General features: G+C 65.2%; 23 protein-coding genes and 1 tRNA gene. 9 read left to right on the top strand and 15 right to left on the bottom strand.

What is annotated here, in order from left to right; all coding sequences use genetic code 11:
• Positions 1 to 90: 90 nt before the first annotated feature.
• Together I8J34_RS13825 and nirJ are read right to left on the bottom strand one after the other, a co-directional pair.
• On the bottom strand, positions 91 to 1,650 hold the full coding sequence (locus I8J34_RS13825) for a nitrite reductase (RefSeq protein WP_214362200.1): 1,560 nt from the start codon (positions 1,648 to 1,650) through the stop codon (positions 91 to 93).
• 8 nt (positions 1,651 to 1,658) lie between these two features.
• The gene (gene nirJ, locus I8J34_RS13820) at positions 1,659 to 2,858 is read right to left on the bottom strand and encodes a heme d1 biosynthesis radical SAM protein NirJ (protein WP_214362199.1); all 1,200 of its coding nucleotides are present in this window, start codon (positions 2,856 to 2,858) and stop codon (positions 1,659 to 1,661) included.
• A 155-nt stretch (positions 2,859 to 3,013) separates the two neighbouring features.
• Here nirJ and I8J34_RS13815 point away from each other — a divergent pair, with 155 nt between their 5' ends.
• The gene (locus I8J34_RS13815) at positions 3,014 to 4,147 is read left to right on the top strand and encodes an HD-GYP domain-containing protein (RefSeq protein ID WP_214362198.1); all 1,134 of its coding nucleotides are present in this window, start codon (positions 3,014 to 3,016) and stop codon (positions 4,145 to 4,147) included.
• 62 nt (positions 4,148 to 4,209) lie between these two features.
• On the opposite strand, the gene ahbB (I8J34_RS13810) is transcribed toward I8J34_RS13815, so the two are convergent.
• The 8 genes from ahbB (I8J34_RS13810) to I8J34_RS13775 all read right to left on the bottom strand — a co-directional run bounded on the left by ahbB (I8J34_RS13810) (position 4,210) and on the right by I8J34_RS13775 (position 11,209).
• Positions 4,210 to 4,692, bottom strand: a complete 483-nt coding sequence (gene ahbB / locus I8J34_RS13810; RefSeq protein WP_214362197.1) for a siroheme decarboxylase subunit beta — start codon at positions 4,690 to 4,692, stop codon at positions 4,210 to 4,212.
• A gap of 1 nt (position 4,693) precedes the next feature.
• Positions 4,694 to 5,164 (bottom strand): Lrp/AsnC family transcriptional regulator, encoded by a 471-nt coding sequence (locus tag I8J34_RS13805; protein WP_214362196.1) that lies wholly within the window; start codon positions 5,162 to 5,164, stop codon positions 4,694 to 4,696.
• On the bottom strand, positions 5,161 to 6,192 hold the full coding sequence (gene ahbB / locus I8J34_RS13800; protein ID WP_313799395.1) for a siroheme decarboxylase subunit beta: 1,032 nt from the start codon (positions 6,190 to 6,192) through the stop codon (positions 5,161 to 5,163). The genes I8J34_RS13805 and ahbB (I8J34_RS13800) overlap by 4 nt, the downstream gene beginning before the upstream one ends.
• Before the next feature lie 3 nt (positions 6,193 to 6,195).
• Complete coding sequence (locus I8J34_RS13795) at positions 6,196 to 7,377, bottom strand: cytochrome D1 domain-containing protein (protein WP_304513393.1); 1,182 nt, start codon at positions 7,375 to 7,377, stop codon at positions 6,196 to 6,198.
• Entirely contained in the window at positions 7,374 to 7,736 is a 363-nt protein-coding gene (locus I8J34_RS13790) for a c-type cytochrome (RefSeq protein ID WP_214362195.1), read from the bottom strand. The genes I8J34_RS13795 and I8J34_RS13790 overlap by 4 nt, the downstream gene beginning before the upstream one ends.
• Positions 7,737 to 7,892: 156 nt before the next feature.
• Positions 7,893 to 8,768, bottom strand: a complete 876-nt coding sequence (locus I8J34_RS13785; protein ID WP_214362194.1) for an ethylbenzene dehydrogenase-related protein — start codon at positions 8,766 to 8,768, stop codon at positions 7,893 to 7,895.
• A gap of 58 nt (positions 8,769 to 8,826) precedes the next feature.
• Positions 8,827 to 9,435 (bottom strand): NapC/NirT family cytochrome c, encoded by a 609-nt coding sequence (locus I8J34_RS13780; RefSeq protein ID WP_214362193.1) that lies wholly within the window; start codon positions 9,433 to 9,435, stop codon positions 8,827 to 8,829.
• Positions 9,436 to 9,538: 103 nt separating this feature from the next.
• Positions 9,539 to 11,209: a cytochrome D1 domain-containing protein gene (locus I8J34_RS13775; RefSeq protein WP_214362192.1), complete on the bottom strand. Its 1,671-nt coding sequence runs from the start codon at positions 11,207 to 11,209 to the stop codon at positions 9,539 to 9,541.
• Between the two features lie 145 nt (positions 11,210 to 11,354).
• Here I8J34_RS13775 and cobA point away from each other — a divergent pair, with 145 nt between their 5' ends.
• Positions 11,355 to 12,305 carry a uroporphyrinogen-III C-methyltransferase gene (cobA, locus tag I8J34_RS13770; RefSeq protein WP_230411833.1) on the top strand — a complete coding sequence of 317 codons (951 nt, stop codon included), beginning with the start codon at positions 11,355 to 11,357 and terminating at the stop codon, positions 12,303 to 12,305.
• A 57-nt stretch (positions 12,306 to 12,362) separates the two neighbouring features.
• On the opposite strand, the gene I8J34_RS13765 is transcribed toward cobA, so the two are convergent.
• The gene (locus I8J34_RS13765; RefSeq protein WP_214362191.1) at positions 12,363 to 13,307 is read right to left on the bottom strand and encodes an alpha/beta hydrolase; all 945 of its coding nucleotides are present in this window, start codon (positions 13,305 to 13,307) and stop codon (positions 12,363 to 12,365) included.
• 106 nt (positions 13,308 to 13,413) lie between these two features.
• Positions 13,414 to 13,498: transfer RNA gene (locus tag I8J34_RS13760), tRNA-Leu, on the bottom strand.
• 46 nt (positions 13,499 to 13,544) lie between these two features.
• Between I8J34_RS13760 and queA the strand changes: the two genes are divergently transcribed.
• The 7 genes from queA to I8J34_RS13725 all read left to right on the top strand — a co-directional run bounded on the left by queA (position 13,545) and on the right by I8J34_RS13725 (position 19,789).
• Positions 13,545 to 14,573 carry a tRNA preQ1(34) S-adenosylmethionine ribosyltransferase-isomerase QueA gene (queA, locus tag I8J34_RS13755; RefSeq protein WP_214362190.1) on the top strand — a complete coding sequence of 343 codons (1,029 nt, stop codon included), beginning with the start codon at positions 13,545 to 13,547 and terminating at the stop codon, positions 14,571 to 14,573.
• Between the two features lie 2 nt (positions 14,574 to 14,575).
• Positions 14,576 to 15,691: a tRNA guanosine(34) transglycosylase Tgt gene (gene tgt, locus I8J34_RS13750; protein WP_214362281.1), complete on the top strand. Its 1,116-nt coding sequence runs from the start codon at positions 14,576 to 14,578 to the stop codon at positions 15,689 to 15,691.
• A 57-nt stretch (positions 15,692 to 15,748) separates the two neighbouring features.
• A complete protein-coding gene (gene yajC / locus I8J34_RS13745; RefSeq protein WP_214362189.1) occupies positions 15,749 to 16,072 on the top strand; it encodes a preprotein translocase subunit YajC in 324 nt (107 codons plus the stop codon).
• A 72-nt stretch (positions 16,073 to 16,144) separates the two neighbouring features.
• A complete protein-coding gene (secD, locus tag I8J34_RS13740; protein WP_214362188.1) occupies positions 16,145 to 18,007 on the top strand; it encodes a protein translocase subunit SecD in 1,863 nt (620 codons plus the stop codon).
• A 37-nt stretch (positions 18,008 to 18,044) separates the two neighbouring features.
• Positions 18,045 to 18,422 (top strand): four helix bundle protein, encoded by a 378-nt coding sequence (locus I8J34_RS13735; RefSeq protein WP_255553129.1) that lies wholly within the window; start codon positions 18,045 to 18,047, stop codon positions 18,420 to 18,422.
• 21 nt (positions 18,423 to 18,443) lie between these two features.
• Complete coding sequence (gene secF / locus I8J34_RS13730) at positions 18,444 to 19,376, top strand: protein translocase subunit SecF (RefSeq protein ID WP_214362186.1); 933 nt, start codon at positions 18,444 to 18,446, stop codon at positions 19,374 to 19,376.
• Positions 19,377 to 19,414: 38 nt separating this feature from the next.
• The gene (locus I8J34_RS13725) at positions 19,415 to 19,789 is read left to right on the top strand and encodes a hypothetical protein (protein ID WP_214362185.1); all 375 of its coding nucleotides are present in this window, start codon (positions 19,415 to 19,417) and stop codon (positions 19,787 to 19,789) included.
• 65 nt (positions 19,790 to 19,854) lie between these two features.
• Here the strand turns inward: I8J34_RS13725 and I8J34_RS13720 are convergent, their stop codons facing one another.
• The 3 genes from I8J34_RS13720 to I8J34_RS25205 all read right to left on the bottom strand — a co-directional run bounded on the left by I8J34_RS13720 (position 19,855) and on the right by I8J34_RS25205 (position 22,747).
• Positions 19,855 to 20,172, bottom strand: a complete 318-nt coding sequence (locus tag I8J34_RS13720) for a DUF2322 family protein (protein ID WP_214362184.1) — start codon at positions 20,170 to 20,172, stop codon at positions 19,855 to 19,857.
• A gap of 62 nt (positions 20,173 to 20,234) precedes the next feature.
• A complete protein-coding gene (gene purB, locus I8J34_RS13715) occupies positions 20,235 to 21,602 on the bottom strand; it encodes an adenylosuccinate lyase (RefSeq protein WP_214362183.1) in 1,368 nt (455 codons plus the stop codon).
• Between the two features lie 785 nt (positions 21,603 to 22,387).
• Positions 22,388 to 22,747 (bottom strand): type IV pilin protein, encoded by a 360-nt coding sequence (locus I8J34_RS25205; protein WP_370661889.1) that lies wholly within the window; start codon positions 22,745 to 22,747, stop codon positions 22,388 to 22,390.
• Positions 22,748 to 22,911: the final 164 nt, after the last annotated feature.

Raw genomic sequence — 22,911 nt, 5'->3', positions numbered from 1 at the left:
ACGGCATTGTCATGCCCTGGAAGGCTTAGCCTAGCCGGCTTTGCCGACCAAAAATCCCCTTTAACAACAATCGATTATAAAAGTTCATGATCAGTGGCTCGTTCCGGAGGAACGCGTGATTTTGTTGTGCAGATTGTACTTGCCCACCGGGCGACGGGCCGGCAGCCGCTTGACCTCCTCGAGCGTGACGGCGTCATACACAATGAGCGCACCGTCGTCCTCCCACAGGCTGGCGATGGCGTAGCGGCCGTCTTGGGTGAATTCGATGTGGGCGAGTGTCTTGCCGGGCTCGGGCCGCAGCTTGGCCACCACCTCCAGCGTGTCCTTGTCGATCACCTGAAGGGTGTCGCGCGCGGTCGGGCTCATCATCGAGTCGGTCCAGGCGTACTTGCTTTGCTCGTGGCTGCGCATGAAGAAGCCCGGGCCGAGGGTCTTGATCTCCTTGACCACCGACCAGTCCTTCATATCGATCACGGTGATCTTGCCGTCCTCGAGATTGGGCGAGGCCATCACCGTGCGGCCGCGCCATTCCCAGGTGATGCCCGAGCCCAGGTGCGGCATGCCGCCGATGTCGAGATCGGCGATCTTCTTGCGCACGTCGAGATTGACCACCTGGCCCTTCTTGTCCGCCCGGGTGGCGCCGATCAGCTCGGAATAGTCCTGGGTAAAGAAGAAATCGTCGAGCACGTCGTCCAGCGGGGTGCGGCGCGGATTGAGGTAGCCGCGCAGGAAGGCGCCTTCCTTGTACTTGAAGTCGTGGATCAGGCCGACCGGGATGTCCTCGACCGCCGGGTCGTAGCTGATCTCCCACACCTCGGGCACGTCCTTGAGCGCCGCCACGAAGCTCTTGCGCGGCGCGGCGTCATACACGGCCGACACGCGCGACGAGGTCTTGCCCTCCTTGTCGGTCACGTCCATCACCTTGATCAGGTTCAGGTCGCTGTCGAGCAGCACCAGCGAATGCGGCAGGTAGTTGGCCACCGCCACCACCTTGCCGTCGGACGAGACTGCCAGATTGCGGGTGTTGATGCCGGCGCGCACCTCGGCCACCGGGGTCAGGTTCCAGATGTCGTACTTGGTGACCCAGCCATCTCGCGAGGCGAAATACACGAAGCGCCCCTCGGGGCTGAACTTTGGCCCGCCATGCAGCGCGAAGCGCGAGGGGAAGCGGTGGATGCGCTCGAGTTTGTCGCCGTCGAGGATGGACACATGATGGTCGCCCGCCTCGACCACGATGAACAGGTTCATCGGGTCGGCATCGAAGCTCGGCTTGGCCGGCAGCGTGGCCACGTCGGCATGCACGATGCGCGAAGCGGCGATGTGGGCGGCGTCCCACTGCGGCGGGGTGGCCGTGGGCTGGTAGATCCAGGCCACCAGTGCGTCGATCTGCGCGTCGTCGAGCGTGGCGCCGAAGGCCGGCATCTGGGTGGCGGCTCGACCATTGACCACGATGTCGCGCGCCGCCTTCTTGCGCAGGCGGGAGAGATTGTCGGGCAGCAACGCCGGGCCCATCGCGCCGAGGCGGTCGGCGCCGTGGCAGCTGGCGCAGTGCTGGGCGAACAAGGGGGTGGCGTCGGCCGGCGCGGCCGAGGCATGGCTGGCCACCAGCGTGATGGCGAGCAGGACGATGACGTGAATCAGTGTGGGCATGACGGGGCTCAGGCGCGACGGCGCTCGAAGGGGGTGACGGTCAGGCGCGGCCGGGCGGCATCGTCCGGCATCAGGCCGATCTCGGCGTCGTCCAGATAGCAGGCGGGGTCTTCTTCCCAGGCATCGCCGGTGAGCTGCTGCGCACGCACACGGGTGTTGCCGCCGCAGATGTCGACATGCACACAGGCGCCGCAGCGCCCCTTGACCTGCCGCGGCCGCGCCTTGAGGCCGGCCATCAAGGGGTCGGAGGTGTCGGCCCAGATCTCGGAAAACGGGCGCTGGCGCACGTTGCCGAGGGTGTGATGCCACCACATGGTGTCCGGATGCACATTGCCGAGGTTGTCGATGTTGGCCACGTTGACGCCACTGGCGTTGCCGCCCCATTGCACCAGCTTGGCGCGGATGTGCTCGGCCTGGTCGGGGAAGCGGCGCGCCACCCACTGGTAGAAGTAGACGCCGTCGGCATCGTTGTTGCCGGTGGTGAATTCGCGCACTCGGCCGGTTTTCAGGTCGTCCAGACAGGTCTCGAACAGCAGGTCCATGGCCCAGCGGGTGAGCTGGTGCTGGGCGTCGTCCTTGCGATTCTTGTTGCCGCGGCCGGCGTAGTTGAGATGCGAGAAGTAGAAGCGGTCGATGCCCTCGTCAGCCACCAGTCGCAGCAGCGCGGGCAGGTCGGCGGCGTTGTCCTGGGTCATGGTGAAGCGCACGCCGACCTTGAGGCCGCGGTCACGGCACAGGCGGATGCCATCGAGCGAGGCCTCGAAAGCGCCCTTCATGCGGCGGAACTCGTCATGCGTGTCGCGGATGCCGTCGAGGCTGACGCCCACGTAGTCGTAGTCGATCTCGGCGATGCGGTCGATGTTCTCCGGCGTGATCAGCGTGCCGTTCGACGACAGCGCGGTGTAAAAGCCCATCGCCTTGGCGCGGCGCGAGATGTCGAAGATGTCGGGCCGCAGCAGCGGCTCGCCGCCCGACAGGATCAGCACCGGCACGCGGAAACCCTTGAGATCGTCCATCACGCCGAACACCTCGTCGGTGCCCAGCTCGCCCGGGAAGTGGGTGTCGGCCGAAATCGAGTAGCAGTGCTTGCAGGTCAGGTTGCAGCGCCGGATCAGGTTCCAGATCACCACCGGGCCGGGCAGATCGCGGCGCGGCCCCACCGGGGTGGGGTGCTCAAGTTCATGCATGTATTGCGACAGACGGAACATCGGGACGACTCCAGATTCGGGCTTCGGCCATTCTTGCCCGCCCCCCGTCCCCCCGCGTTGATTGCGGTCAACCACATGGCCAGAAGCCGCCATCGGTGCTAACGTGCGACCACGACAACGAGAAAAATTCTCAACACGGATTTCCGCCCCTCAACATGGACCCACGGCGCCTGTCGCCCATCGACCACATCGATCGCAGCCTGCTCGACGCCTTCGTCCAGAGCGCCCTGCCCGATCTGCTCATCCCCCTGCAGCGCGTCCTCGTCAAACGGCTACCGGCGCCGTCCCGGCTGGCCGTGATCTGGCTCGACGAAGCCGGTACCGGCATCCTCACCTGCATCGATTCACACGGCCGACACAAAACGCCCGGCGAGCACGACACCGTGCATGTCGACGACAGCCCGACGCTGCGCCAATGCCTCGGCAAGCGGCGCCTGGTGCGCAGCCCGTCGATGCGCGACCCGCTGGTGCGCTGGGTGGCCGAAGACAGCAGCGAAGCGCTGCTGTGCCTGCCGCTGGTGCGCGGCGACGAATGCCTCGGCGCACTGATGCTCCTGCAGCAAGCCGGCGCGCCCCTGCCCGGCGGACGGCTGACCGAGCTGGTGGACTGGGCGCCACTGATGGCCGAGCTGCTGGTGCACGAGATCGACGCCATCCACGGCCTGTTCGGCGCAGTGCGCTTCGCGCGCGATTTCACCCTCATGCGCGACACCGAAACCGGCCAGCACCAGTTGCGCATCGGTGGCTACGCCGGCCTGCTGGCGCGGGTGATGGGCCAGGCGCACGGCATGAACGACAGCTTCGCGCAGGAGATCGCGCTCTACGCGCCGCTGCACGACATCGGCAAGATCGGCATTCCCGACGAGATCCTGCTCAAGCCGGGCAAGTTCGACGAGGCGGAGCGCGAGCGGATGAAGGCGCATGTGACCAACGGCGCCGCCCTGATCGACCGCCTGGTGCAGGATTTCCGGCTGGAGGACAACCCGCGGGTCGGCCTGCTGCGGGCGGTCGTCGCCTGGCATCACGAGTATGTCGACGGCAGCGGCTACCCCGAGGGGCGCAGCGGCGACGACATCCCGCTCGAGACGCGGATCATCACCATCACCGACATCTTCGATGCGCTCACCAATGTGCGCGCCTACAAGCAGCGCTGGTCGCTCGACGACGCCTTCGACCTGCTCAAGTCGATGGCCGGCAAGCAGCTCGACCGCGAGGCCGTCCACGCCTTCATCAGCGAGCGCAAGCAGATCACCGCCATGTGGCAGCACTACGCCGCCAACGGGGTGTAAGACGGTTACTCAGAAGTTGTGGGGCGAGCGCCCAGGATGCCGGGCGCCGTCGAGGGCGCGGCTCAACCGACCAGCCGCAGGCCGGTCTTCTTCAGGATCTTCGAACTGAACAACACGTCGCGGGCGCGCACCGCGTCGCCCAGCACCTCGGCGATGTGCGCCGCCTGTGCCAGCACTTCGTCGCGATCATGGCCATGGACCATGGCGAAGAGGTTGTAGGGCCAGTCGGGCAGGTGGCGCGGACGCTGGTAGCAGTGCGTGACGCAGGGCATCTGCCCCACCGCCTCGCCGAGCGCGTCGATGCGATCGTCGTCCACATCCCACACCGTCATGCCGTTGGCCACATAGCCCAGCGCGTAGTGGTTGGGCACCGCGCCGATGCGGCGGATCACCCCGCAGTCGAGCAGGCGGGCGAGGCGCGCCTGCACCTCGGCCGGCGGCATGTCAAGCATCTCCCCCAGCAAGTGGTAGGGCTGCGAGACCAGCGGCAGCCCGCCCTGGGTGGCGACGATCAGGGCGCGATCGCGCGAATCGATTCCATCCATGTCAGGCCTTGAGCTTCATTTCGACGAAGTATTCCTTCAGCTTCGGGAAGGGGTAGACCGGCAGCCCCGTCTCCGCCTCGATGCGCGCCACCGCGGCATCGATGCCGCCCGGCGTTTCGGTGGCCAGCACGAACCACATGTTGAAGGCGTGCTCGCGCCGATAGTTGTGCGCCACCTCGGGCAAGGCGTTGACCTGTGTGTTGACCACCTCGAAGCGATCCTCCGGCACCGCCATCGCCGCCAGCACGAAGCGCCCACCCATGCGCTCGACCTGGAACATCGGGCCGAAGCGGGTCAGCACGCGCTTGTCGAGCATCGAGCGCAAGCGCGTGAGCAGCGCCGTCTCGGAGATGCCCAGTGTCTCGGCCACCTCGGCATACGGCCGGTCGCTCAGCGGAAAACCGCCCTGCAGGGCGTTGATGATGCGCCGGTCGAGGTCGGAGAGCGCGACCGGCGCCTGGCGTTCAGTCATGACGGGCGCTCCGCCACGTAGCGCGCGCCGCACTGTTTGAAGCGGCGGGTGGAAAAGAGCACCTCGGACGGGTAGTCCGCCAGGCCGCATTGCGCCACGATGCGCGCCAGCTGCGCGCGCACCGCCGCCTGGTCATGGCCATGGATCATGCAATACAGGCTGTAGGGCCACCCATCGGCCCGCGCGCGGCGATAGCACAGATTCACGCCATCGGCCGCCGCCAGACGCTCGCCGACGGCATCGACCAGCGCATCCGGCACATCCCACACACACATGGCGTTGGCGCGGTAGCCCAGTTCATGGTGGCGCACCACCACCCCGAAGCGCTTGACGATGCCGCGAGCGAGCCAGTCGCGCACAGTATCGAGCACCACGGCCTCGCTCACGCCGGCGCGCTTGCCGATGCCGGCAAACGGCCGGCCGATCAATGGCAGGCCGGCTTGCAGCGCCCCCATCACCGCCACCTCGGACGCGGACAACACCTCGGGCTCCACCGGCCCGTAGCTGACGTTCGACGCGGTCCGGCCCTTGCCGGCCAGATCGAAGCCCAGATCGATGTGGTACTCCACGCGCAGCGGCAAGGCGATCACCGGACAGCCCGTCTCGCGCCGGATCTCGCGCAGCACCCGCGCCAGCGCCACCGCATCCGGCGCAGCCACGACGAACCACAGGTTCCAATCGTGCTCGCGCGCATAGTTGTGATTGATCTCGGGGTGGGCGCTGACGACCGCGGCGATCTCGTCCAGATGATCGGGCGGCGCCTTCAGCGCGGCCAGGGTGCTGGCGCCCACCCGGCGCGGCGAAAACACCGGCCCGACACGGCTCACCGTGCCGCCGTCGCGCAGTGCCGCCAGGCGCGACAGCACATCGGATTCGGTGATCCCGAGTTCGCCGGCGATGCGCGCGAAGGGGCGCGTCACCAGCGGAAAGTCTCGCTGGAAATCGTTGAGCAGCCGAAAGTCCGCGTCGTCAGCGAACACGGGTTGCGGCGTGGTCTTGGGCAGACAGGCGTCGAGCAGCATGGTCATCCCTCAAAAGCCGATGCGCCCGGCGCGGTGGCTGAAAAAGATGCCCGACGGCGCCGTGGCCGGCAGCGTCTGGCGCACCGCGAAGCTGTCGGTGTCATAGACCGTGACCCGGTTGTCGTCGCGCGAGGACACCCACACCTCGTCGCCGCGCGGCGTGAATTCCATGTGCAGCACCGCCTTGCCCGGCGCCAGGGTCTTGACCACCTGGCGTGTCGGGGTGTCGATGACCTGCACCCAGCCGTTGTCGGGGAAGGCGAAATTCACCCACACCTGGCGCCCGTCCGGCCGCGCCATGACGAACACCGGCTGCCCCTTGACCGGCACCCGGGCCGCCTCGGTCCAGGTCCGCGTATCGACCACCAGCACCTCATGGCGACCGACCGCCGGCAGGAAGGCGAAACCGCCGGCCATGGCCCAGCCACGCAAATGCGGCATCTTGTAGACCGGCAGCTTCTCCTCGCCGCGGCCATAGCCGTCGAGAATCTTGCGCACCCCTTTTTCGGGATGCCACAGATCGAGCAGCGCGATGCCGTCCTCGCCGAACAGGCCGGCCATGAAGTAGCGCCCGTCCGGCGTCACCAGCCCATCGTAGGGCTGCTTGCCGGCGGGGAAGCGCTCGGTTTTGGGATGTTTGGGATCGCTGAAATCGGTCACCCAGATCTCGCCCGCCTCGAACAAGGCGTAGGCAAACTTCTGCCCCGGCACGTCGGCCAGGCCGACCACCTTCGAGAACTGGCCCAGCGCATACTCGGCCGGCACTTCGGAGACCAGTTCCAGCGTTTCGGCGTCGAAGGCCTTGATGCCGCCCGGCTGGTAGTTCTGCGCCACCACCAGGCGGCCGTCCTGCGACACCGAGCCGCCGATCGAGTTGCCCGCCTGGATCACCCGCTTGACGATGCGCTGCGTCAGCAGATCCACCTTGGTCAGCCCACCGTCGCGGCCGAACACGAAGGCATAGCGCGCATCGCGCGAATAGGTGACGTGCGCATGCGACAGGTCGCCCAGGCCGGGCACCGCGCCGAGGCTCGTGCGGCCGCTGTGTTCGACCACCTGCACCGAGCCGGTAGCCCGTTCGATCACCACGCCCAGGTCGCCGGTGCCGCGCAGCGCCGGTCCGTTCGCACAACCGCTCAGCGCGCCGGCCAGCAGCAGCCCTGCGATCCGACAACGCATCCAGCCCTTCATTGCGACGACTCCTTCTGTTGCGCCACCGGGGGGAAGCCCTGTTTGAGGCGGCGGACGATCCATTCGGCTTCGGCCTCGGTCATGAACGGCGACCAGCCCGGCATGGCGGTGCCCGGGCGCCCCATCATCACGGTGGCGACCAGCGACTCGACGGGCTTGTCATGCAGATCCTCGGGCAGCAGCGCCGGGCCCAGCCCGCCGCGGAAGGTCAGGCCGTGGCAGGAGCCGCAGTCCTGGCGCACCATGTTGACCAGCTCATGCTGGCGCGGGCTCAGCGATTCGGCCTGCGCCGTCGCAGCCACCACGGCCACGCCCAGCAGCACCAGCACATGCACCCAGAGCGATCGATCGTGCCGCATTCCTGCCTCCACCCCTGTCATGTCCGCCACCTTAGGCCATGCGCCTGCCAGCGCCCTTGACGGTCGTCAAAGGCCCTTCCCGCGATCGGGTCATTGCCCGGAGCGGCCGATGAAAAAGGGCGCCCGCAGGCGCCCTCGAAGCCGATGGGATCGGGCTTACTGTTTGGCGGCGACGATGTCGGCCTTGGCATCGATACCCAGGGTGTAGCCCATGGACACCTGGTGGAAGCGGCCCGTGGCGAAATCGTCATGGACGGCAAAGCCGAAGTTGTAGGTCTTGCCGGCTGCCAGTGCGATGTCGCCCTGCCCGCCACCGGCCAGCTTGCGGGTGAAGGTGACGGTCCAGGTGTCGCCGTTTTTCTTGCCCTCGGCCTTGACCAGCCCTTTGCCGCCTTCCATCACACGCTTGTCGGCCACGTAGCCGTCATGCATGTCGCCCTTGCCGCTGCGCCATTGCATCAGGTCGTAGTACTGGCCGCTGGCCAGGTCGCCGCCCTTGACGTACTTGGTCTTCTTGTCGTCGGCGCCGGGCATGGTGCGCGCGTCGCCGTGACAGGTTTCCCAGCAGCCCGACTGATCGGCGCGCTCGACCTTGTTGGCTTCGAGCATGAAGGCCACCTTCACCTGATTGTCGGCATCCATCTTCGCCGCGCCCGAGGCCTTCGGCTCTTTCCAGCTGAAGCGCAGATAGAGGTTCTCGCCATCATGCGCGGCCTGCACGCTGACCGGGATCGATGGCGCCTTGCCGGCGATCGGGGTCGGCTCGATCTTGCTGCCGCTGGCCATCTTCTTGCCCATGTCGGCCAGCTCTTCCTCGTGGCAGCCGACACAGGTCTCGCCCTTCTTCAGCAGGCGGGCACCGCCGTGGTCGCTGCCCTTGGTGATCCACTCGATGGGCGACACGCCCGGGTAGAACACAGTGATTTTCTTGGCGGCGACCTTGCTCCAGTCGGCCGGTTCGGCGGCACTCGCGGCGCCGGCCCCAAAGGCCAGCATGGCACCCAGTGCAATTGCGGAAATCTTCATGCTCATCTCTTGCCCCCTGTAGGTCTTGGCTTGCGTTGTTACGATTCGGCCTGCGGCCGGTGAATCAACCTTCATCCTCTTCGGTCATGCCCTCGGGTTTGTTGTGCGCAATCCCCTTGTGGCAGTCGATGCAGGTCATGTTGTCTTCGATGGCGAACTTGTGATTCTTCTCGGCGCGCTTCTTCTGCGCTTCCGGGTCCATGCCCTCGAAGCTGTGGCAGTTGCGGCACTCGCGCGAATCCGAGGCTTTCATGCGTGCCCACTCGTTGCGCGCCAGACGCAGCCGGTTCTCTTCGAACTTTTCCTTGGTGTCGATGGTGCCCATCAGCTTGCCCCATACTTCCTTGGAGGCCTGGATCTTGCGCATCATCTTGTGCGTCCAGTCCTTCGGCACGTGGCAATCCGAGCACACGGCGCGCACGCCGGTACGGTTCGAATAGTGGATGGTCTGCTTGTATTCCTGATACACGTTGTCCTTCATCTCGTGGCACGAGATACAGAACTCCAGCGTGTTGGTCGCTTCCATGCCGGTGTTGAAGCCGCCCCAGAAAAGGATGCCCGACACAAAGCCGACGGCGAGCAGCGTCAGGAGGGAATACTTGGCGCTCGGACGGCGCAAGCTCGCCAGAAAGCCCTTTTTCCGGTCCGCGTTCTCGTTGGATTGGTCCGTCATTTTTCGTCCTTCTCTGTCTTGCCCGAAACGGCAAACATGGCTATCTCAATCGGTGGTGAGCCGGGGGCCGAAGCCCCCGGGTCCTGCGTCTACCGGATGTGGCTCAGTAGATGTCGTGCTGCGTGTTGTACAGGTTGAACTTGCCCGTCGGGGTGATCATCTTCGGATCGGTGATCACCTTCTTGAGCTTCAGCGTCGCGTCGTCGTACACCACGATCGCGGACTGGTCGGTCTTGCCGCCCCACAGCGAGATCCACACTTCAGAGCCGTCAGCCGAGTATTCCGGATGCACGGCACGACGGATCGCCTTGGTTTCCGGCAGGCCCGAGTCCTTGGCCACGTTCAGGATCGTCGGCGCCTTGGAGAGGTCGACGATGCTATACACGGCCACCGATTCGGCCAGCGACTTCTCCGGGTTCTGCGGCGCGTCGGCCCACAGGTGCTTGGACTTCGGATGGGTCTTGACGAACAGGTTGCCGGCACCGACGTGCTTGATTTCCTGAACGACTTTCCAGGCGTTGTCCTTGTGCTTCTCCGGATCGGTACCGATCAGGGTGATCACGTCGGCGCCCAGGTGACCGGTGGTCCACACCGGGCCATAGGTCGGATGCACGAAGTTGGCGCCACGGCCCGGGTGCGGGATCTTGGCGGTATCGACCAGCGCGGCCAGCTTGCGCTCGACGGTATCGACCACGGCCACCTTGTTGGAGGCGTTGGCCGCCACCAGGAAGTAGCGCTGGGTGGAATCCCAGCCGCCGTCATGCAGGAACTTGGCAGACTCGAAGGTGGTTTCCTTCAGGTTCTTCAGGTCGGAGTAGTCGACCAGCTTGATCTGGCCGGTTTCCTTGATGTTGATGACCCATTCCGGCTTGGTCTGCGAAGCCACGATGGAGGCCACGCGCGGCTCGGGGTGGTACTCGCCATCGACGGTCATGCCGCGGGTGCTGACGATCTTGAGCGGCTCGAGCGTCGCGCCGTCCATGATCGAGTACTGCGGCGGCCAGTAACCGCCGGCCACGGCGTACTTGTCCTCGAAGCCCTTGAACTTGGAGGTATCGACCGAGCGAGCGTCGAAGGCCACCTTGACTTCGGCCACCACGGCGGGCTTCTCGAGCCACAGGTCGATCAGGCTCAGACGGCCGTCACGGCCGATCACGTACACATAGCGGCCCGAGGCCGAGATACGCGAGATGTGCACCGCGTAGCCGGTCTTGACGATGCTGACGATCTCCTTGGTGTCGCCATCGATCAGCGCCACTTCGCCGGTGTCGCGCAGGGTGACCGAGAAGATGTTCTTCAGGTTGATCTTGTTCATCTGCTTGGTCGGACGCTTGTCGACCGGCGTGATGAGCTTCCAGGTGGCCTTCATGTCGGCCATCGAGAATTCGGGCGGGACATCCGGCACGTTCTGGATGTAGCGGGCCATCAGGTTGATTTCATCCTTGGACAGGATGTCGTCGAAGTTCACCATGCCGCCTTCGGTGCCGTAGGCGATGATCTTCTCCAGACGGCTTTGGCCCAGCTTCAGCGTGCCGCCTTCGAGCTTGGTGCCGTCCTTGAGGGTTTTCTCCCAGTGCGGCTCAAGGTTCTTGCCGGTCGCGCCCTTGCGCAGAACACCGTGACAGCCAGCGCAACGTTCGAAGTAGATTTTCTTGGCGGTTGCCTTTTCGGCATCCGTCATGCTTGGTGCATCAGCCGCAAACACGCTACTGATCGCCAGCGGCATCGCCGCCAGTGCCAGCGCGCTCGCCAGCCAGGTTCCACGGGTCTTCATGCTCGGTCTCCCTTCTAAGAAAACGCAGTTGCGGGTCATTCCGCTGGACACGAAGGTTGAACCTCGCGACAGGCCCCGTCTTTGACTCCAATCAATCTTGATCCGATAGAAGGGTTGTTACAGTCATACCCCATCGAACCTGAGGATGACGACCATGGCCGGCAGCAACAGCAGTCTGATATACGACGATGGATTGAAAGGTCCGGCCCTGCCTTCGCTGCTCCGACGCATCGTCGAGCGGCTCGAAGCGCGCGGCGTCGCCGGCCGGCCGATCCCGACACGCCACAACAACACCGGGCGACCCGACGGCCAGGCCTCGGGCGACGGGCGCGGCATCGACGGGCGTGTCAGCCTGGTCGGTGCCGGTCCCGGCGACCCGGAGCTGCTCACCCTGCGCGCCGCCCGGCTCATCGCCGCGGCCGACGCCGTGGTGTACGACCACCTGGTCGGCGAACACATCCTGACGCTCATCCGCGATGACGCCGAGCGCATCTACGTGGGCAAGGAAGCGGGCAACCACACCCTGCCGCAGGGCGAGATCAACACCTTGCTGGTGCGCCTGGCGCAGGCCGGCAAGCATGTGGTGCGGCTCAAGGGGGGCGACCCGTTCATCTTCGGACGCGGCGGGGAGGAAATCGAAGAGCTGGTGCAGTCGGGCGTGCGTTTCGAAGTGGTGCCGGGCGTCACCGCGGCCTCGGGCGTATCGGCCTATGCCGGCATTCCGCTCACGCACCGCGACTATGCCCAGTCCTGTACCTTCGCCACCGGCCATCTGCAGGACGGCACCGCCGACCTGGACTGGGCCGCGCTGGCGCGACCGCACCAGACGGTGGTGATCTACATGGGGATCGGCGCACTGCCGCAGATCTCGCGCCAGCTCATCGCCCATGGCGTGCCGGCCGACACCCCAGCCGCCGCGGTGCAAAACGGCACCACCGACCGCCAGCGCACCGTGGTCGCCACGCTCGGCACCTTGGCCGACGCCCTGGCCGACGCCGGGCTACGCCCGCCCGCGCTGCTGATCGTCGGCCAGGTGGTCAAGCTCCACAGCCGGCTCGACTGGTACCAGAAGGCGCTCGACACGGCCGACGCGTAGAGCGGGGTTCAAGCCGCCATCGGTGTCGGCATGGATTTGGGCGGGTCGAAACCCGCCCTAGGACAGCGCCTCGGCCAGATCGGCGGCGACCTGCGCCACCGCCTCGTTGGCCTGCGGGAAGAAGCCGCCCAGCGTGAAGAAGCCGTGCACCATGCCCGCGTAGGCGTGGTGGCGTACCGTCACGCCCTCGCGCTCGGCGCGCTCGGCAAAAGCCAGGCAATCGTCGGTGAGCGGATCGCAGCCGGCGGTCACCAGCGTCATCGGCGGCAGACCGGTCAGCGTCTCGGCACGCATCGGCGAGGCACGCCAGTCCTCGCCCTCGCCATGGGGCAGATAGCGTTCGAAGAACCAGCGCAGGCTCTCGCGATCGAGGAAATAACCCTCGCCATAGGTCTCGCGGCTGGGCCGGGTGCTGTGGATCTCGGTGCACGGATAGATCGCCGCCAGATAGCGCAGCGGCGGCAGGCCGGCACGACCCCGCCAGGCCAGCGCCGCAGCCAGCGACAGGTTGCCGCCAGCGCTGTCGCCGCCGAGGGCGACGCGTTCGGGGTCGATCTCCAGCAGATCCGCCTGCTCGATGGCCCACTCGGGCGCCCACAACGCATCGTCGAAGGCCGCGGGAAAGGGATGCTCGGGCGCCAGCCGGTACTCGACCGACAGCACCGCACAGCCCGCGCCGTTGGCCAGTTCGCGGCACACCACGTCATACGAAGGCACGTCGCCCACGCACCAGCCACCGCCGTGATAGAAAACGAGCAGCGGCAGGATCTGGCCGGACGCGGCCTGCAGCGGGCGATAGAGCCGGGCCATCAGCACCGAGCCGTCGCCGCGCGGGATCGGCACCTCGGTCACCGAGGCAACCGGCGGCGCATCGGGGCGGAAGGCGAACAGCAGTTTTTCGGAGGCATGACGCGCCTGCGTCACGTTCAGTTCGTGGAAGCGCGGCGCCCCCACGCGATAGACCATGTCGAGCAATGCCCGGGCCTTGGGGTCGAGCGCCATGCAGGAAGTCTCCGCAGGATTCCGCCGGAGGGCCGTACCGCTGCACTTGGCAAGCCCGTCGCGTGACGGATAAGATTCGGGGCTTTTCGCCCGCGATGTGAAGCGCTGGTGCCGGGAGGGGGACTCGAACCCCCACACCTTGCGGCGGCGGATTTTGAATCCGCTGCGTCTACCGATTCCGCCATCCCGGCTGGCTAGCCGCGCATTATCGCCAAAACCGGATCCCGCATCAAGCACATGACCCTCACGCTCGACGATTTCGACTACACCCTGCCCGAGGCTCTGATCGCCCAGGCGCCGCTGGCCGAGCGCAGCGCCAGCCGCCTGCTGGTGGTGGGCAATGCGCTGAGCGACCGCCACATCACCGACCTGCCCGAACTGCTCGGCGCCGACGACCTGCTGGTGTTCAACGACACCCGCGTCATCCATGCCCGCCTGTTCGGCCAGAAGGCCACCGGCGGGCAGATCGAGGTGCTGATCGAACGGCCGATCGGCGATCACGAAGCCATTGCCCAGGTGCGCGCCAGCAAGTCGCCCAAGGCGGGCAGCACGCTGCGCCTGGCCGATGCCTTCGAGGTCGAGGTGCTGGGCCGGGTGGGCGATTTCTTTCATCTGCGTTTCCCTGCCGACGCCACGGTGATCGACTACACCGAGCGCTACGGCGCCCTGCCCCTGCCGCCCTACATCACCCGCGCCGCCGGCGAAGCCGACGAGGCGCGCTACCAGACGGTGTTCGCACGCCACCCCGGCTCGGTCGCCGCGCCGACCGCCGGCCTGCATTTCGACGACGCCCTGCTCGCGCGCATTCGCGACAAAGGCGTGCGCACCGCGGCGGTCACCCTGCATGTGGGTGCCGGCACCTATCAGCCGGTGCGGGTGAAGAACCTGGCCGAGCACCAGATGCATCGCGAGCAATACATCGTGCCGACCGAAACCGTGGCCGCCATCGCGGCCACCCGCGCCCGCGGCGGCCGCGTGGTGGCGGTAGGCACCACCAGCCTGCGCGCCCTCGAATCGGCCGCGCAATCGGGCATCTTGCAGGCCGGCAGCGGCGAGACCGAGCTATTCATCATGCCGGGCTACCGCTTTCATGTGGTCGATGCGCTGGTCACCAATTTCCATCTGCCCAAGTCGACGCTGCTGATGCTGGTCTCGGCGCTGGCCGGCATGGACACCATCCGCGCCGCCTACGCCCATGCGGTGGCGGCACGCTACCGTTTCTTCAGCTATGGCGACGCCATGTTTCTCTCCCGGAGGCCGTCATGAGCCTGAGTTTCGACCTGCTGGCCACCGACGGCGCCGCGCGCCGCGGCCGCCTCACCCTCAACCATGGCGTGGTGGAGACGCCGGTGTTCATGCCGGTGGGCACCTATGGCACGGTCAAGGCCATGACGCCGCAGGCGCTCGACGAGATCGGCGCGCAGATCTGCCTGGGCAACACCTTCCACTTGTGGCTGCGCCCGGGGCTGGAGGTGCTCGACACCTTCGGCGGCCTGCACGACTTCATGGGCTGGCACAAACCCATCCTCACCGATTCGGGCGGCTTCCAGGTGTTCAGCCTGGGGGCCCTGCGCAAGATCACCGAAGAGGGCGTCAAGTTCGCCTCGCCCATCGACGGCAGCAAGCTGTTCCTCACGCCGGAAGAGTCGATGCGCATCCAGCGCGCGCTCAATTCCGACATCGTGATGATCTTCGACGAGTGCACGCCCTACCCCGCCACGCTGGATGAAGCGGCCAAGTCGATGCAGCTGTCGCTGCGCTGGGCGAAACGCTCGCGCGATGCCTTCGACGCGCAAGAGAACCCCAACGCGCTGTTCGGCATCGTGCAGGGCGGCATGCATGAAACCCTGCGCGACGACTCGCTGGCCGGCTTGATGGACATCGGCTTCCATGGCTTTGCCATCGGCGGCCTGTCGGTCGGCGAGCCCAAGGAAGACATGCAGCGCATCCTCGCCCATACCGCCCCGCGCCTGCCGCAGGACAAGCCGCGCTACCTGATGGGCGTGGGCACGCCGGAAGATCTGGTCGAGTCCGTCGCCGCCGGCATCGACATGTTCGACTGCGTGATGCCCACGCGCAATGCGCGCAACGGCTGGCTGTTCACCCGCTTCGGCGACCTCAAGATCAAGAACGCCAAGCACCGCAACGACACCCGCCCGCTCGACCCGACCTGCGAGTGCTACACCTGCCAGAACTTCTCGCGCGCCTACCTGCACCACCTGCACCGCACCGGCGAGATTCTCGGCGCCATGCTCAACACCACCCACAACCTGCATTACTACCAGGCACTGATGGCGCAGATGCGCAAGGCGCTCGAGGCCGGCAGCTTCGCCGACTTCGTGCGCCGCTTCCACATTGAACGCAGCCGCGGCGCCGAGGTGTGAGTCGGCGGCAACTGCTATACTTGCCGCCTTTTCATTGAAACGTGATCGGAGCCCAACGTGCTGATTTCCAACGCCTACGCTCAAGCTGCCGGTGCAGCGGACCCCACTGGCGGTTTCATGGGCCTGTTGCCCCTGCTGCTGATGTTCGCGGTGCTGTACTTCGTGATGATCCGCCCGCAGATGAAGCGCGCCAAGGAACACAAATCCATGGTCGAGGCCCTCGCCAAGGGCGATGAAGTGATCTTCGCCGGCGTGGTCGGCAAGGTCACCAGCGTGGGCGACACCTACTGCGAGGTCGAGGTCGCCGAAAATGTGAACCTCAAGATCCAGAAGCTCGCGGTGGCCAACGTGCTGCCCAAGGGCACGATCAAAAGCATCTAAGTCTTCACCTCGTACGGGCGGCCTGGCCGCCCGCTCCGTTTCTGATCCACGCCACACCAGGCGCCCTCGCCCATGAACCGTTACCCCCTCTGGAAAAACCTGTTGATCGGCCTCGTGCTGATCTTCGGTTTCATCTACACCCTGCCCAACTTTTATGGCGAAGTCCCGGCCGTCCAGGTCTCCAGCGGCAAAGCCACGCTGAAGCTCGACGCAGCCCAGATGGAAGCGCGCGTGGCCGAGATCCTGGATACGGCCAAGCTGCCGCACACCGGCATCTTCTCCGACGCCAACAGCGTGCGCGCCCGCTTCGCGACCACGGACCTGCAGCTGCAGGGCAAGGACGCCATCGAACGCGCCCTCAACCCGGACGCCCGCGATCCGAGCTATGTGGTGGCGCTCAACCTGCTCTCGGCCTCGCCGAGCTGGCTGACCTCGATCGGCGCCCTGCCCATGTACCTCGGCCTCGACCTGCGTGGCGGGGTGCACTTCCTGCTCGAAGTGGACATGGACGGCGCCCTGACCAAGCGCATGGACGCCACCGCCGGCGACCTGCGCACCCTGATGCGCGACAAGGACGTGCGCCACTCCGGCATCCGCCGCGACGGCAACGCGGTCGAGATCCGCTTCCGCGACGCCACCGTGCGTGAGGCCGGCCGCCAGGCCATCCTCGGCAGCACCACCGACCTGCAACTGGTCGATCGCGACGACGGCGACCAGGCCCTGCTGATCGCCACGCTCACCCCGCCGGCCGCCAAGACGCTGCAGGAGTTCGCGCTCAAGCAGAACATCACCACCTTGCACAACCGGATCAACGAACTCGGCGTGGCCGAGCCGGTGATCCAACAGCAGGGCGCCAACCGCATCGTGGTGCAGCTACCCGGCGTGCAGGACGTGGCCAAGGCCAAGGACATCCTCGGCCGCACCGCCACCCTCGAAGTGCGCATGGTCGACGACACCCCGGGCCGCCTCGAAGAGGCGCTGGCCGGCCGTGTGCCCTTCGGCACCGAGCTGTACACCGAGCGCGGCAGCCAGCCGCTGCTAGTCAAGAAGCAGGTGGTGTTGACCGGCGACCGGCTCACCGATGCCCAGCCGGGCTTCGACGGCCAGACCCACGAGCCGGCCGTCCACCTCACCCTCGATGCCGCGGGGGCCCGCATCTTCCGCGACATCACGCGCGAGAACGTGGGCAAGCGCATGGCCATCCTGCTGGTCGAAAAGGGCAAGGGCGAAGTCATCACCGCACCGGTGATCCGTACCGAAATCGCCGGCGGCCGCGTACAGATCTCGGGCCGTATGACCACCACCGAAGCCGCCGACGTCGCCCTGCTGCTGCGTGCGGGCTCGCTGGCCGCGCCGATGGAGATCATCGAAGAGCGCACCGTCGGCCCCAGCCTGGGCGCCGAGAACATCGAGAAGGGCTTCAACTCCACGCTGTGGGGATTCGTCGCCATCGCAGTGTTCATGATCGCCTACTACACGCTGTTCGGTCTGGTGTCGGTGGTCGCCCTGTCGGCCAACCTGCTGCTGCTCGTCGCGCTGCTGTCACTGCTGCAAGCCACCCTCACCCTGCCCGGCATCGCAGCCATCGCGCTCACCCTCGGCATGGCCATCGACGCCAACGTGCTGATCAACGAGCGCATCCGCGAAGAGCTGCGCAACGGCTCCTCGCCGCAGGCGGCCATCACCGCCGGCTACGACCGCGCCTTCGACACGATTCTGGACTCCAACGTCACCACCCTGATCGCGGGTATCGCACTGCTGGTGTTCGGCTCCGGGCCGGTGCGCGGCTTCGCGGTGGTGCACTGCCTGGGCATCATGACCTCGATGTTCAGCGCCATCCTGGTCTCGCGCGCGCTGGTCAACCTGATCTACGGCCGCCGCCGCAAAGTCGCCGCCCTGTCCATCGGACAGGTGTGGAAGCCGTCTGAGCGGTGATTGGGTGATGGGTCATGTGTGATTGGAGGAAATCCCAGTGCCAAATGAGCGACCGCATCGCCGCCTCGTTGCTTGGCAGGAAAGCATGAAATTGGCACAGCTGACCTACGCGCTGACCGCCGGCTTTCCCGCCGACGAGCGTTTTGCACTGTGCGCCCAGATGAAACGGGCCGCGGTTTCCATCCCGTCGAATATCGCAGAAGGGGCCGCTCGCGGCAGCAAAAAGGAGTTTGCCCACTTTCTGACGGTCTCGCGCGGCTCTCTGAGCGAACTCGACACCCAGATCACCCTCGCCCGCGATCTTGGATTTACGGCAGATACCCAAGCCATTGAAGATCAGGTCGACCGGGTCTTTCGCCTCATCAACGGGCTCGTGTCCAGCGTTCGCGCCGGGCACGAGACCAATCCCCAATAACCCATTACGAGTCACTGAACAATGGAATTCTTCCGCATCAAGAACGACATCCCGTTCATGAAGCACGCGCTGGTGTTCAACATCATCTCGTTGGTCACCTTCGTGCTGGCGGTGCTGTTTCTGCTCACCCGCGGGCTCAACCTCAGCGTCGAGTTCACCGGCGGCACGCTGGTGGAGCTGAACTACGCCGAAGCGCCGCAGGTGCAACTGATCCGCGACGCGCTCGGCGAAGGCGGCTACCCCGATGCCCAGGTGCAGAACTTCGGCAGCGCCCGCGACATCCTCATCCGCCTACCCAACCGCGACGGCCTGGACAGCAACCGGGTCTCCGCTCAGGTGACCGAGATGCTGGCCAAGATCGACGGCCCGAAAGGCGAGCTGCGCCGGGTCGAGTTCGTCGGCCCGCAGGTGGGTAAGGAGCTGGCGGCCGACGGCGGCATGGCACTGCTGCTGGTGGTGATTGGCATCATGATCTATTTGGCGCTGCGCTTCGAATGGCGCTTTGCCATCTCGGCGATCATCGCCAACCTGCATGACGTGATCATCATCCTCGGCTTCTTCGCCTTCTTCCAGTGGGAATTCTCGCTGGCCGTGCTGGCCGCCGTGCTGGCCGTGCTGGGTTACTCGGTGAACGAATCGGTGGTGGTCTTCGACCGCGTGCGCGAAACCTTCAAGAAAAAGCGCGCCATGAGCACCCCCGACGTGCTCAACCATGCCATCACCAGCACCATCTCGCGTACCGTCATCACCCACGGCAGTACCCAGGTGATGGTGCTGTCGATGCTGCTCTTCGGCGGCGAAACGCTGTACTACTTCGCCCTGGCGCTGACCATCGGCATCTGCTTCGGCATCTACTCCTCGGTGCTGGTCGCCAGCCCGCTGGTGATGTGGCTGGGCGTGTCTCGCGAGCAGTTCATCCAACCCAAGAAGACGAAGGAAGAAGCGGTCGTCTGACACCGCCCGCGCCGGACTCCCGCAAAAGGAAGCCCCCGATGGAAGTGAATTTCCTCGTTCTACTGCTTTACCTCGGCATCTTCGGCCTAGCCGGCCTGATGCTGTCGCGCGCCTGGCGCATCGGCAAGCGCAACCGGCTGGATCTGGTCGCCAACTGGAGCAACGTCCAGCTCGAAAACCCGGCGCGCTACAAGCCGATCTACATCACCATCAACCTCGTCGGCGGCATCGCCTTGCTGGCCCTGGCCGGGCTGGTGCTGGCGGTAGGCCTGCCCTTCGGCACCTGGGTGTCGCTCGCTGCGCTGATCTTCTGGAGCTACTTCTTCGCCTACCAGTTCCTCGGCTGGAACGCCAAGAAGAACGCCCATAACGAAGCCAAGGCGGCCGAAAAGGCCAAGCAGCCCAAGACCTGAACACGCACAGCAACAATAAAAAGGGGATGCAGAACGCATCCCCTTCTCGTTGGGCAACGCCAGGATCACACCGCAAACACCTGCTTCACGCGCAGCGTCTCGCCCCGCTCCATCAGCCCGATCAGGCGGTCGATGTTCGGATGCTTGCCCGGATTGAGTCGCGCATCTTCCGTATGCTCGGCGTACAGCTCCAGCCCCTTCTTCGCCGCATCCGGCGAGATCGCGCCATAGAGCTGCGCCAGGTGGTTGTAGACCGCCAGCGACCCGGCCTGGCCGGCCTTGTTCTCGATGCTCGCCACTTCCGCACCATCGGCATCGATCAGCGTCAGTGCGGCCAGATGCGACACCTTGGGCAACTGCTTGAGGGTTTCGGCAAAACTCATCTCTTCTCCTGCAGAAATAACAAAGGCGCCCTTGCGGGCGCCCGTGGCACCACTGAGCGGCCTCAGATCGCCCGCGCCAGCTCCGTCGCCAGCCCGATATAGCTCGCTGGCGTCATCGCCAGCAGGCGGGTCTTCTCCGCCTCGGGGATCGCCAGCGTCTGGATGAAGGCATGCAAGCCTTCCTTGGTGATCCCTTTGCCGCGGGTCAGCGCCTTGAGCTGCTCATACGGATTCTCGACCCCGTAACGGCGCATCACCGTCTGCACCGGCTCGGCCAGCACTTCCCAGGCCTGATCCACATCCTCCACCAGCTTGGCCGGATCGGCCTCAAGCTTGCCCAGGCCCTTGAGCAGGGAGTCATAGGCCAGCAGCGTGTGCCCAAAGGCCACGCCCATGTTTCGCAGCACCGTCGAGTCGGTCAGGTCGCGTTGCATGCGCGAGATCGGCAGCTTCTCGCTGAAGTGGCGGAACATCGCGTTCGCCACCCCGAGGTTGCCCTCGGCGTTCTCGAAATCGATCGGGTTGACCTTGTGCGGCATGGTGGACGAACCCACCTCGCCTTCCTTCAGGCGCTGCTTGAAGAAGCCCAGCGAGATGTAGCTCCAGATGTCGCGGCAGGCGTCGATCAGCATGGTGTTGCAACGCGCCGTCGCATCGAACAGCTCGGCCATTGCATCATGCGGCTCGATCTGGATGGTGTAGGGGTTGAACACCAGCCCCAGCGACTCGACGAAGCGCTGGTTGAAGCCCGCCCAGTCGAAGTCGGGATAGGCCGACAGGTGCGCGTTGTAGTTACCCACCGCCCCGTTGAACTTGGCCGTCATCTCGACCCCGGCAATCGCCTTGCGCGCCCGCTTGAGCCGGTAAGCGATGTTCGCCATCTCCTTGCCCATCGTCGTCGGACTCGCCGGCTGGCCATGGGTACGCGAAAGCATCGGCACATCGGCCAGGTCATGCGCCAGGGCAACGAAGCGGGCGATGACACGATCGAGCACCGGCAGCATCACCTGGCTGCGCGCATCGTTCAGCATCAGCGCATGCGAGGTGTTGTTGATGTCCTCGGACGTGCAGGCGAAATGGATGAACTCCGACGCCTTCGCCACCTCGGCATTGTCGGCGAAACGCTTCTTCAACCAGTACTCGACCGCCTTGACGTCATGATTGGTGGTCGCCTCGATCGCCTTCACCGCCTCGCCATCCTCGGGCAGGAAGCTCTCGACGACACCATCGAGCTTGACCTGGGTGGAGGTCGAGAACGGCGCTACCTCGGCAATCGCCGACTCGGCCGCCAGGGCCTTGAGCCAGGCGACTTCGACCTTGACCCTGTTGCGGATCAGGCCGAATTCGGAGAAGTGCTCGCCAAGCCCCGAAACCTTTGCGCTATAGCGACCGTCAAGCGGCGAGATTGCCGAAATCGTCGAACTGGACATGCTGCCCCCCCATCGAAAGTAATCGGTTATTTTACCCTGACACCGACCAGTGGAAGCCTCCTTGAACCTTCACGCGTGCTAGGGCCGTTACTTGCTACGACGAACGGCAGAGGTGTGAATGGATCGAATCAGCGTTATTCTCCGGCGCCTCGATCTGTTCGTAGGCACACCTGCCCGCTGGCTGATTGACCTGCACAGATGTTCGCTTCCGCGACCAGAGCGCGCTGAAACCGTCGACATCATGATGTGCGAGGCTATCGGAGAAACGGCCCCTGTATAGATTTCCGATCACCAAATCCGGTATCGGTACATTCTTGAAGGATCTCGGCGGGGCCGCACTCTAAATCGCTAAGCTTTACCGGTGCAGACGACAAGCATCTCCGCCTTAGCGAGACAATGGGCAGCGATGCGGATCTCGATTACGGAGGCCGCTATTCTGGCTCTCTGGAGTTGACATGGTGCCAGTCGTCACATGAGATGCAGGCCGAGCAGGCCAAACCTGGCCGCCAAAAATTTGAAGAGTCGCCCCGAATTGAGGGACACATATGACGGCTCGCATCCAAGGTGAGCACCTCCCCGGAAAATTGCCTGACGAACGATATCGTGGTTCAAGTCGCTGCCCAGACCCTAAACTCAGTTAGGTTCGGGGTCCAAGAGTTTGCTCGGTTCACTCCGCAAGCGGGGCTTGCTAAAAAACAAACCCCACCGCGATGGGTGGGGCTTGTCTTTCAAGGTTGAAGCAACCTGTACTGGTGAGATCTCGATATCGAGAGACCTCTCGCCAATTACAGACCCGAGCCTTCTTGGCAAAGAGTATTGTTGGCGGCGTTGGTGGCACTCGAAGTGTATGTCAGATTGCCGTCGGCGGAAATAGCCGCAGCCACGGCGCAAACGCCCGTATTCCAAGTCAGAGCGGCTGCGGTGTTCGCCGCTACGGCAGCCGGGTTGCTGGTAAGTTCGGTCACGGCACCAATCTCAGCGTTGAGTTGAACGCAGCCGAGGCCCGTAGAAATACACGTCTGCGCCTTGGTCACCCAGCTGGTGACGCCCTTCATGGCAGCAGCACCTTCGGATTGGGTCACATAATCACGGTAGGCCGGCAGTGCCACAGCAGCCAGGATACCGATGATGGCCACGACGATCATCAGTTCGATCAGGGTGAAGCCCTGCTGGGCGCGCTTGGGAAACGCTGATTATTTCGTTTGCATATCGCCCCACGGGCGGCTCTGTTTGAGACAATACGCATAGTTCCTTCACGACGGTGACGATTCCGATGCAATCGAGCTTCTCCGACCTTGAGTACGCGGCC

It is taken from the genome of Denitromonas iodatirespirans (assembly GCF_018524365.1).
In the GTDB taxonomy this organism is placed as follows: Bacteria; Pseudomonadota; Gammaproteobacteria; order Burkholderiales; family Rhodocyclaceae; genus Nitrogeniibacter; species Nitrogeniibacter iodatirespirans.
The sequence above is the reverse complement of the archived record's forward strand: the minus strand, read 5'-3'. Positions and strand labels throughout refer to the sequence as shown.

Coding starts and splice junctions, on each gene's coding strand:
- I8J34_RS25205 (WP_370661889.1), bottom strand. CDS start 22,747: ATGATCGTCGTGGCCATCATCGGTATCCTGGCTGCTGTGGCACTGCCG.
- purB (WP_214362183.1), bottom strand. CDS start 21,602: ATGTCCAGTTCGACGATTTCGGCAATCTCGCCGCTTGACGGTCGCTAT.
- nirJ (WP_214362199.1), bottom strand. CDS start 2,858: ATGTTCCGTCTGTCGCAATACATGCATGAACTTGAGCACCCCACCCCG.
- I8J34_RS13815 (WP_214362198.1), top strand. CDS start 3,014: ATGGACCCACGGCGCCTGTCGCCCATCGACCACATCGATCGCAGCCTG.
- I8J34_RS13765 (WP_214362191.1), bottom strand. CDS start 13,307: ATGGCGCTCGACCCCAAGGCCCGGGCATTGCTCGACATGGTCTATCGC.
- ahbB (WP_313799395.1), bottom strand. CDS start 6,192: ATGACCATGCTGCTCGACGCCTGTCTGCCCAAGACCACGCCGCAACCC.
- I8J34_RS13775 (WP_214362192.1), bottom strand. CDS start 11,209: ATGAAGACCCGTGGAACCTGGCTGGCGAGCGCGCTGGCACTGGCGGCG.
- I8J34_RS13805 (WP_214362196.1), bottom strand. CDS start 5,164: ATGACTGAACGCCAGGCGCCGGTCGCGCTCTCCGACCTCGACCGGCGC.
- I8J34_RS13720 (WP_214362184.1), bottom strand. CDS start 20,172: ATGAGTTTTGCCGAAACCCTCAAGCAGTTGCCCAAGGTGTCGCATCTG.
- I8J34_RS13785 (WP_214362194.1), bottom strand. CDS start 8,768: ATGAGCATGAAGATTTCCGCAATTGCACTGGGTGCCATGCTGGCCTTT.
- I8J34_RS13780 (WP_214362193.1), bottom strand. CDS start 9,435: ATGACGGACCAATCCAACGAGAACGCGGACCGGAAAAAGGGCTTTCTG.
- ahbB (WP_214362197.1), bottom strand. CDS start 4,692: ATGGATGGAATCGATTCGCGCGATCGCGCCCTGATCGTCGCCACCCAG.
- I8J34_RS13790 (WP_214362195.1), bottom strand. CDS start 7,736: ATGCGGCACGATCGATCGCTCTGGGTGCATGTGCTGGTGCTGCTGGGC.
- cobA (WP_230411833.1), top strand. CDS start 11,355: ATGACGACCATGGCCGGCAGCAACAGCAGTCTGATATACGACGATGGA.
- secF (WP_214362186.1), top strand. CDS start 18,444: ATGGAATTCTTCCGCATCAAGAACGACATCCCGTTCATGAAGCACGCG.
- I8J34_RS13725 (WP_214362185.1), top strand. CDS start 19,415: ATGGAAGTGAATTTCCTCGTTCTACTGCTTTACCTCGGCATCTTCGGC.
- I8J34_RS13825 (WP_214362200.1), bottom strand. CDS start 1,650: ATGCCCACACTGATTCACGTCATCGTCCTGCTCGCCATCACGCTGGTG.
- I8J34_RS13795 (WP_304513393.1), bottom strand. CDS start 7,377: ATGAAGGGCTGGATGCGTTGTCGGATCGCAGGGCTGCTGCTGGCCGGC.
- secD (WP_214362188.1), top strand. CDS start 16,145: ATGAACCGTTACCCCCTCTGGAAAAACCTGTTGATCGGCCTCGTGCTG.
- queA (WP_214362190.1), top strand. CDS start 13,545: ATGACCCTCACGCTCGACGATTTCGACTACACCCTGCCCGAGGCTCTG.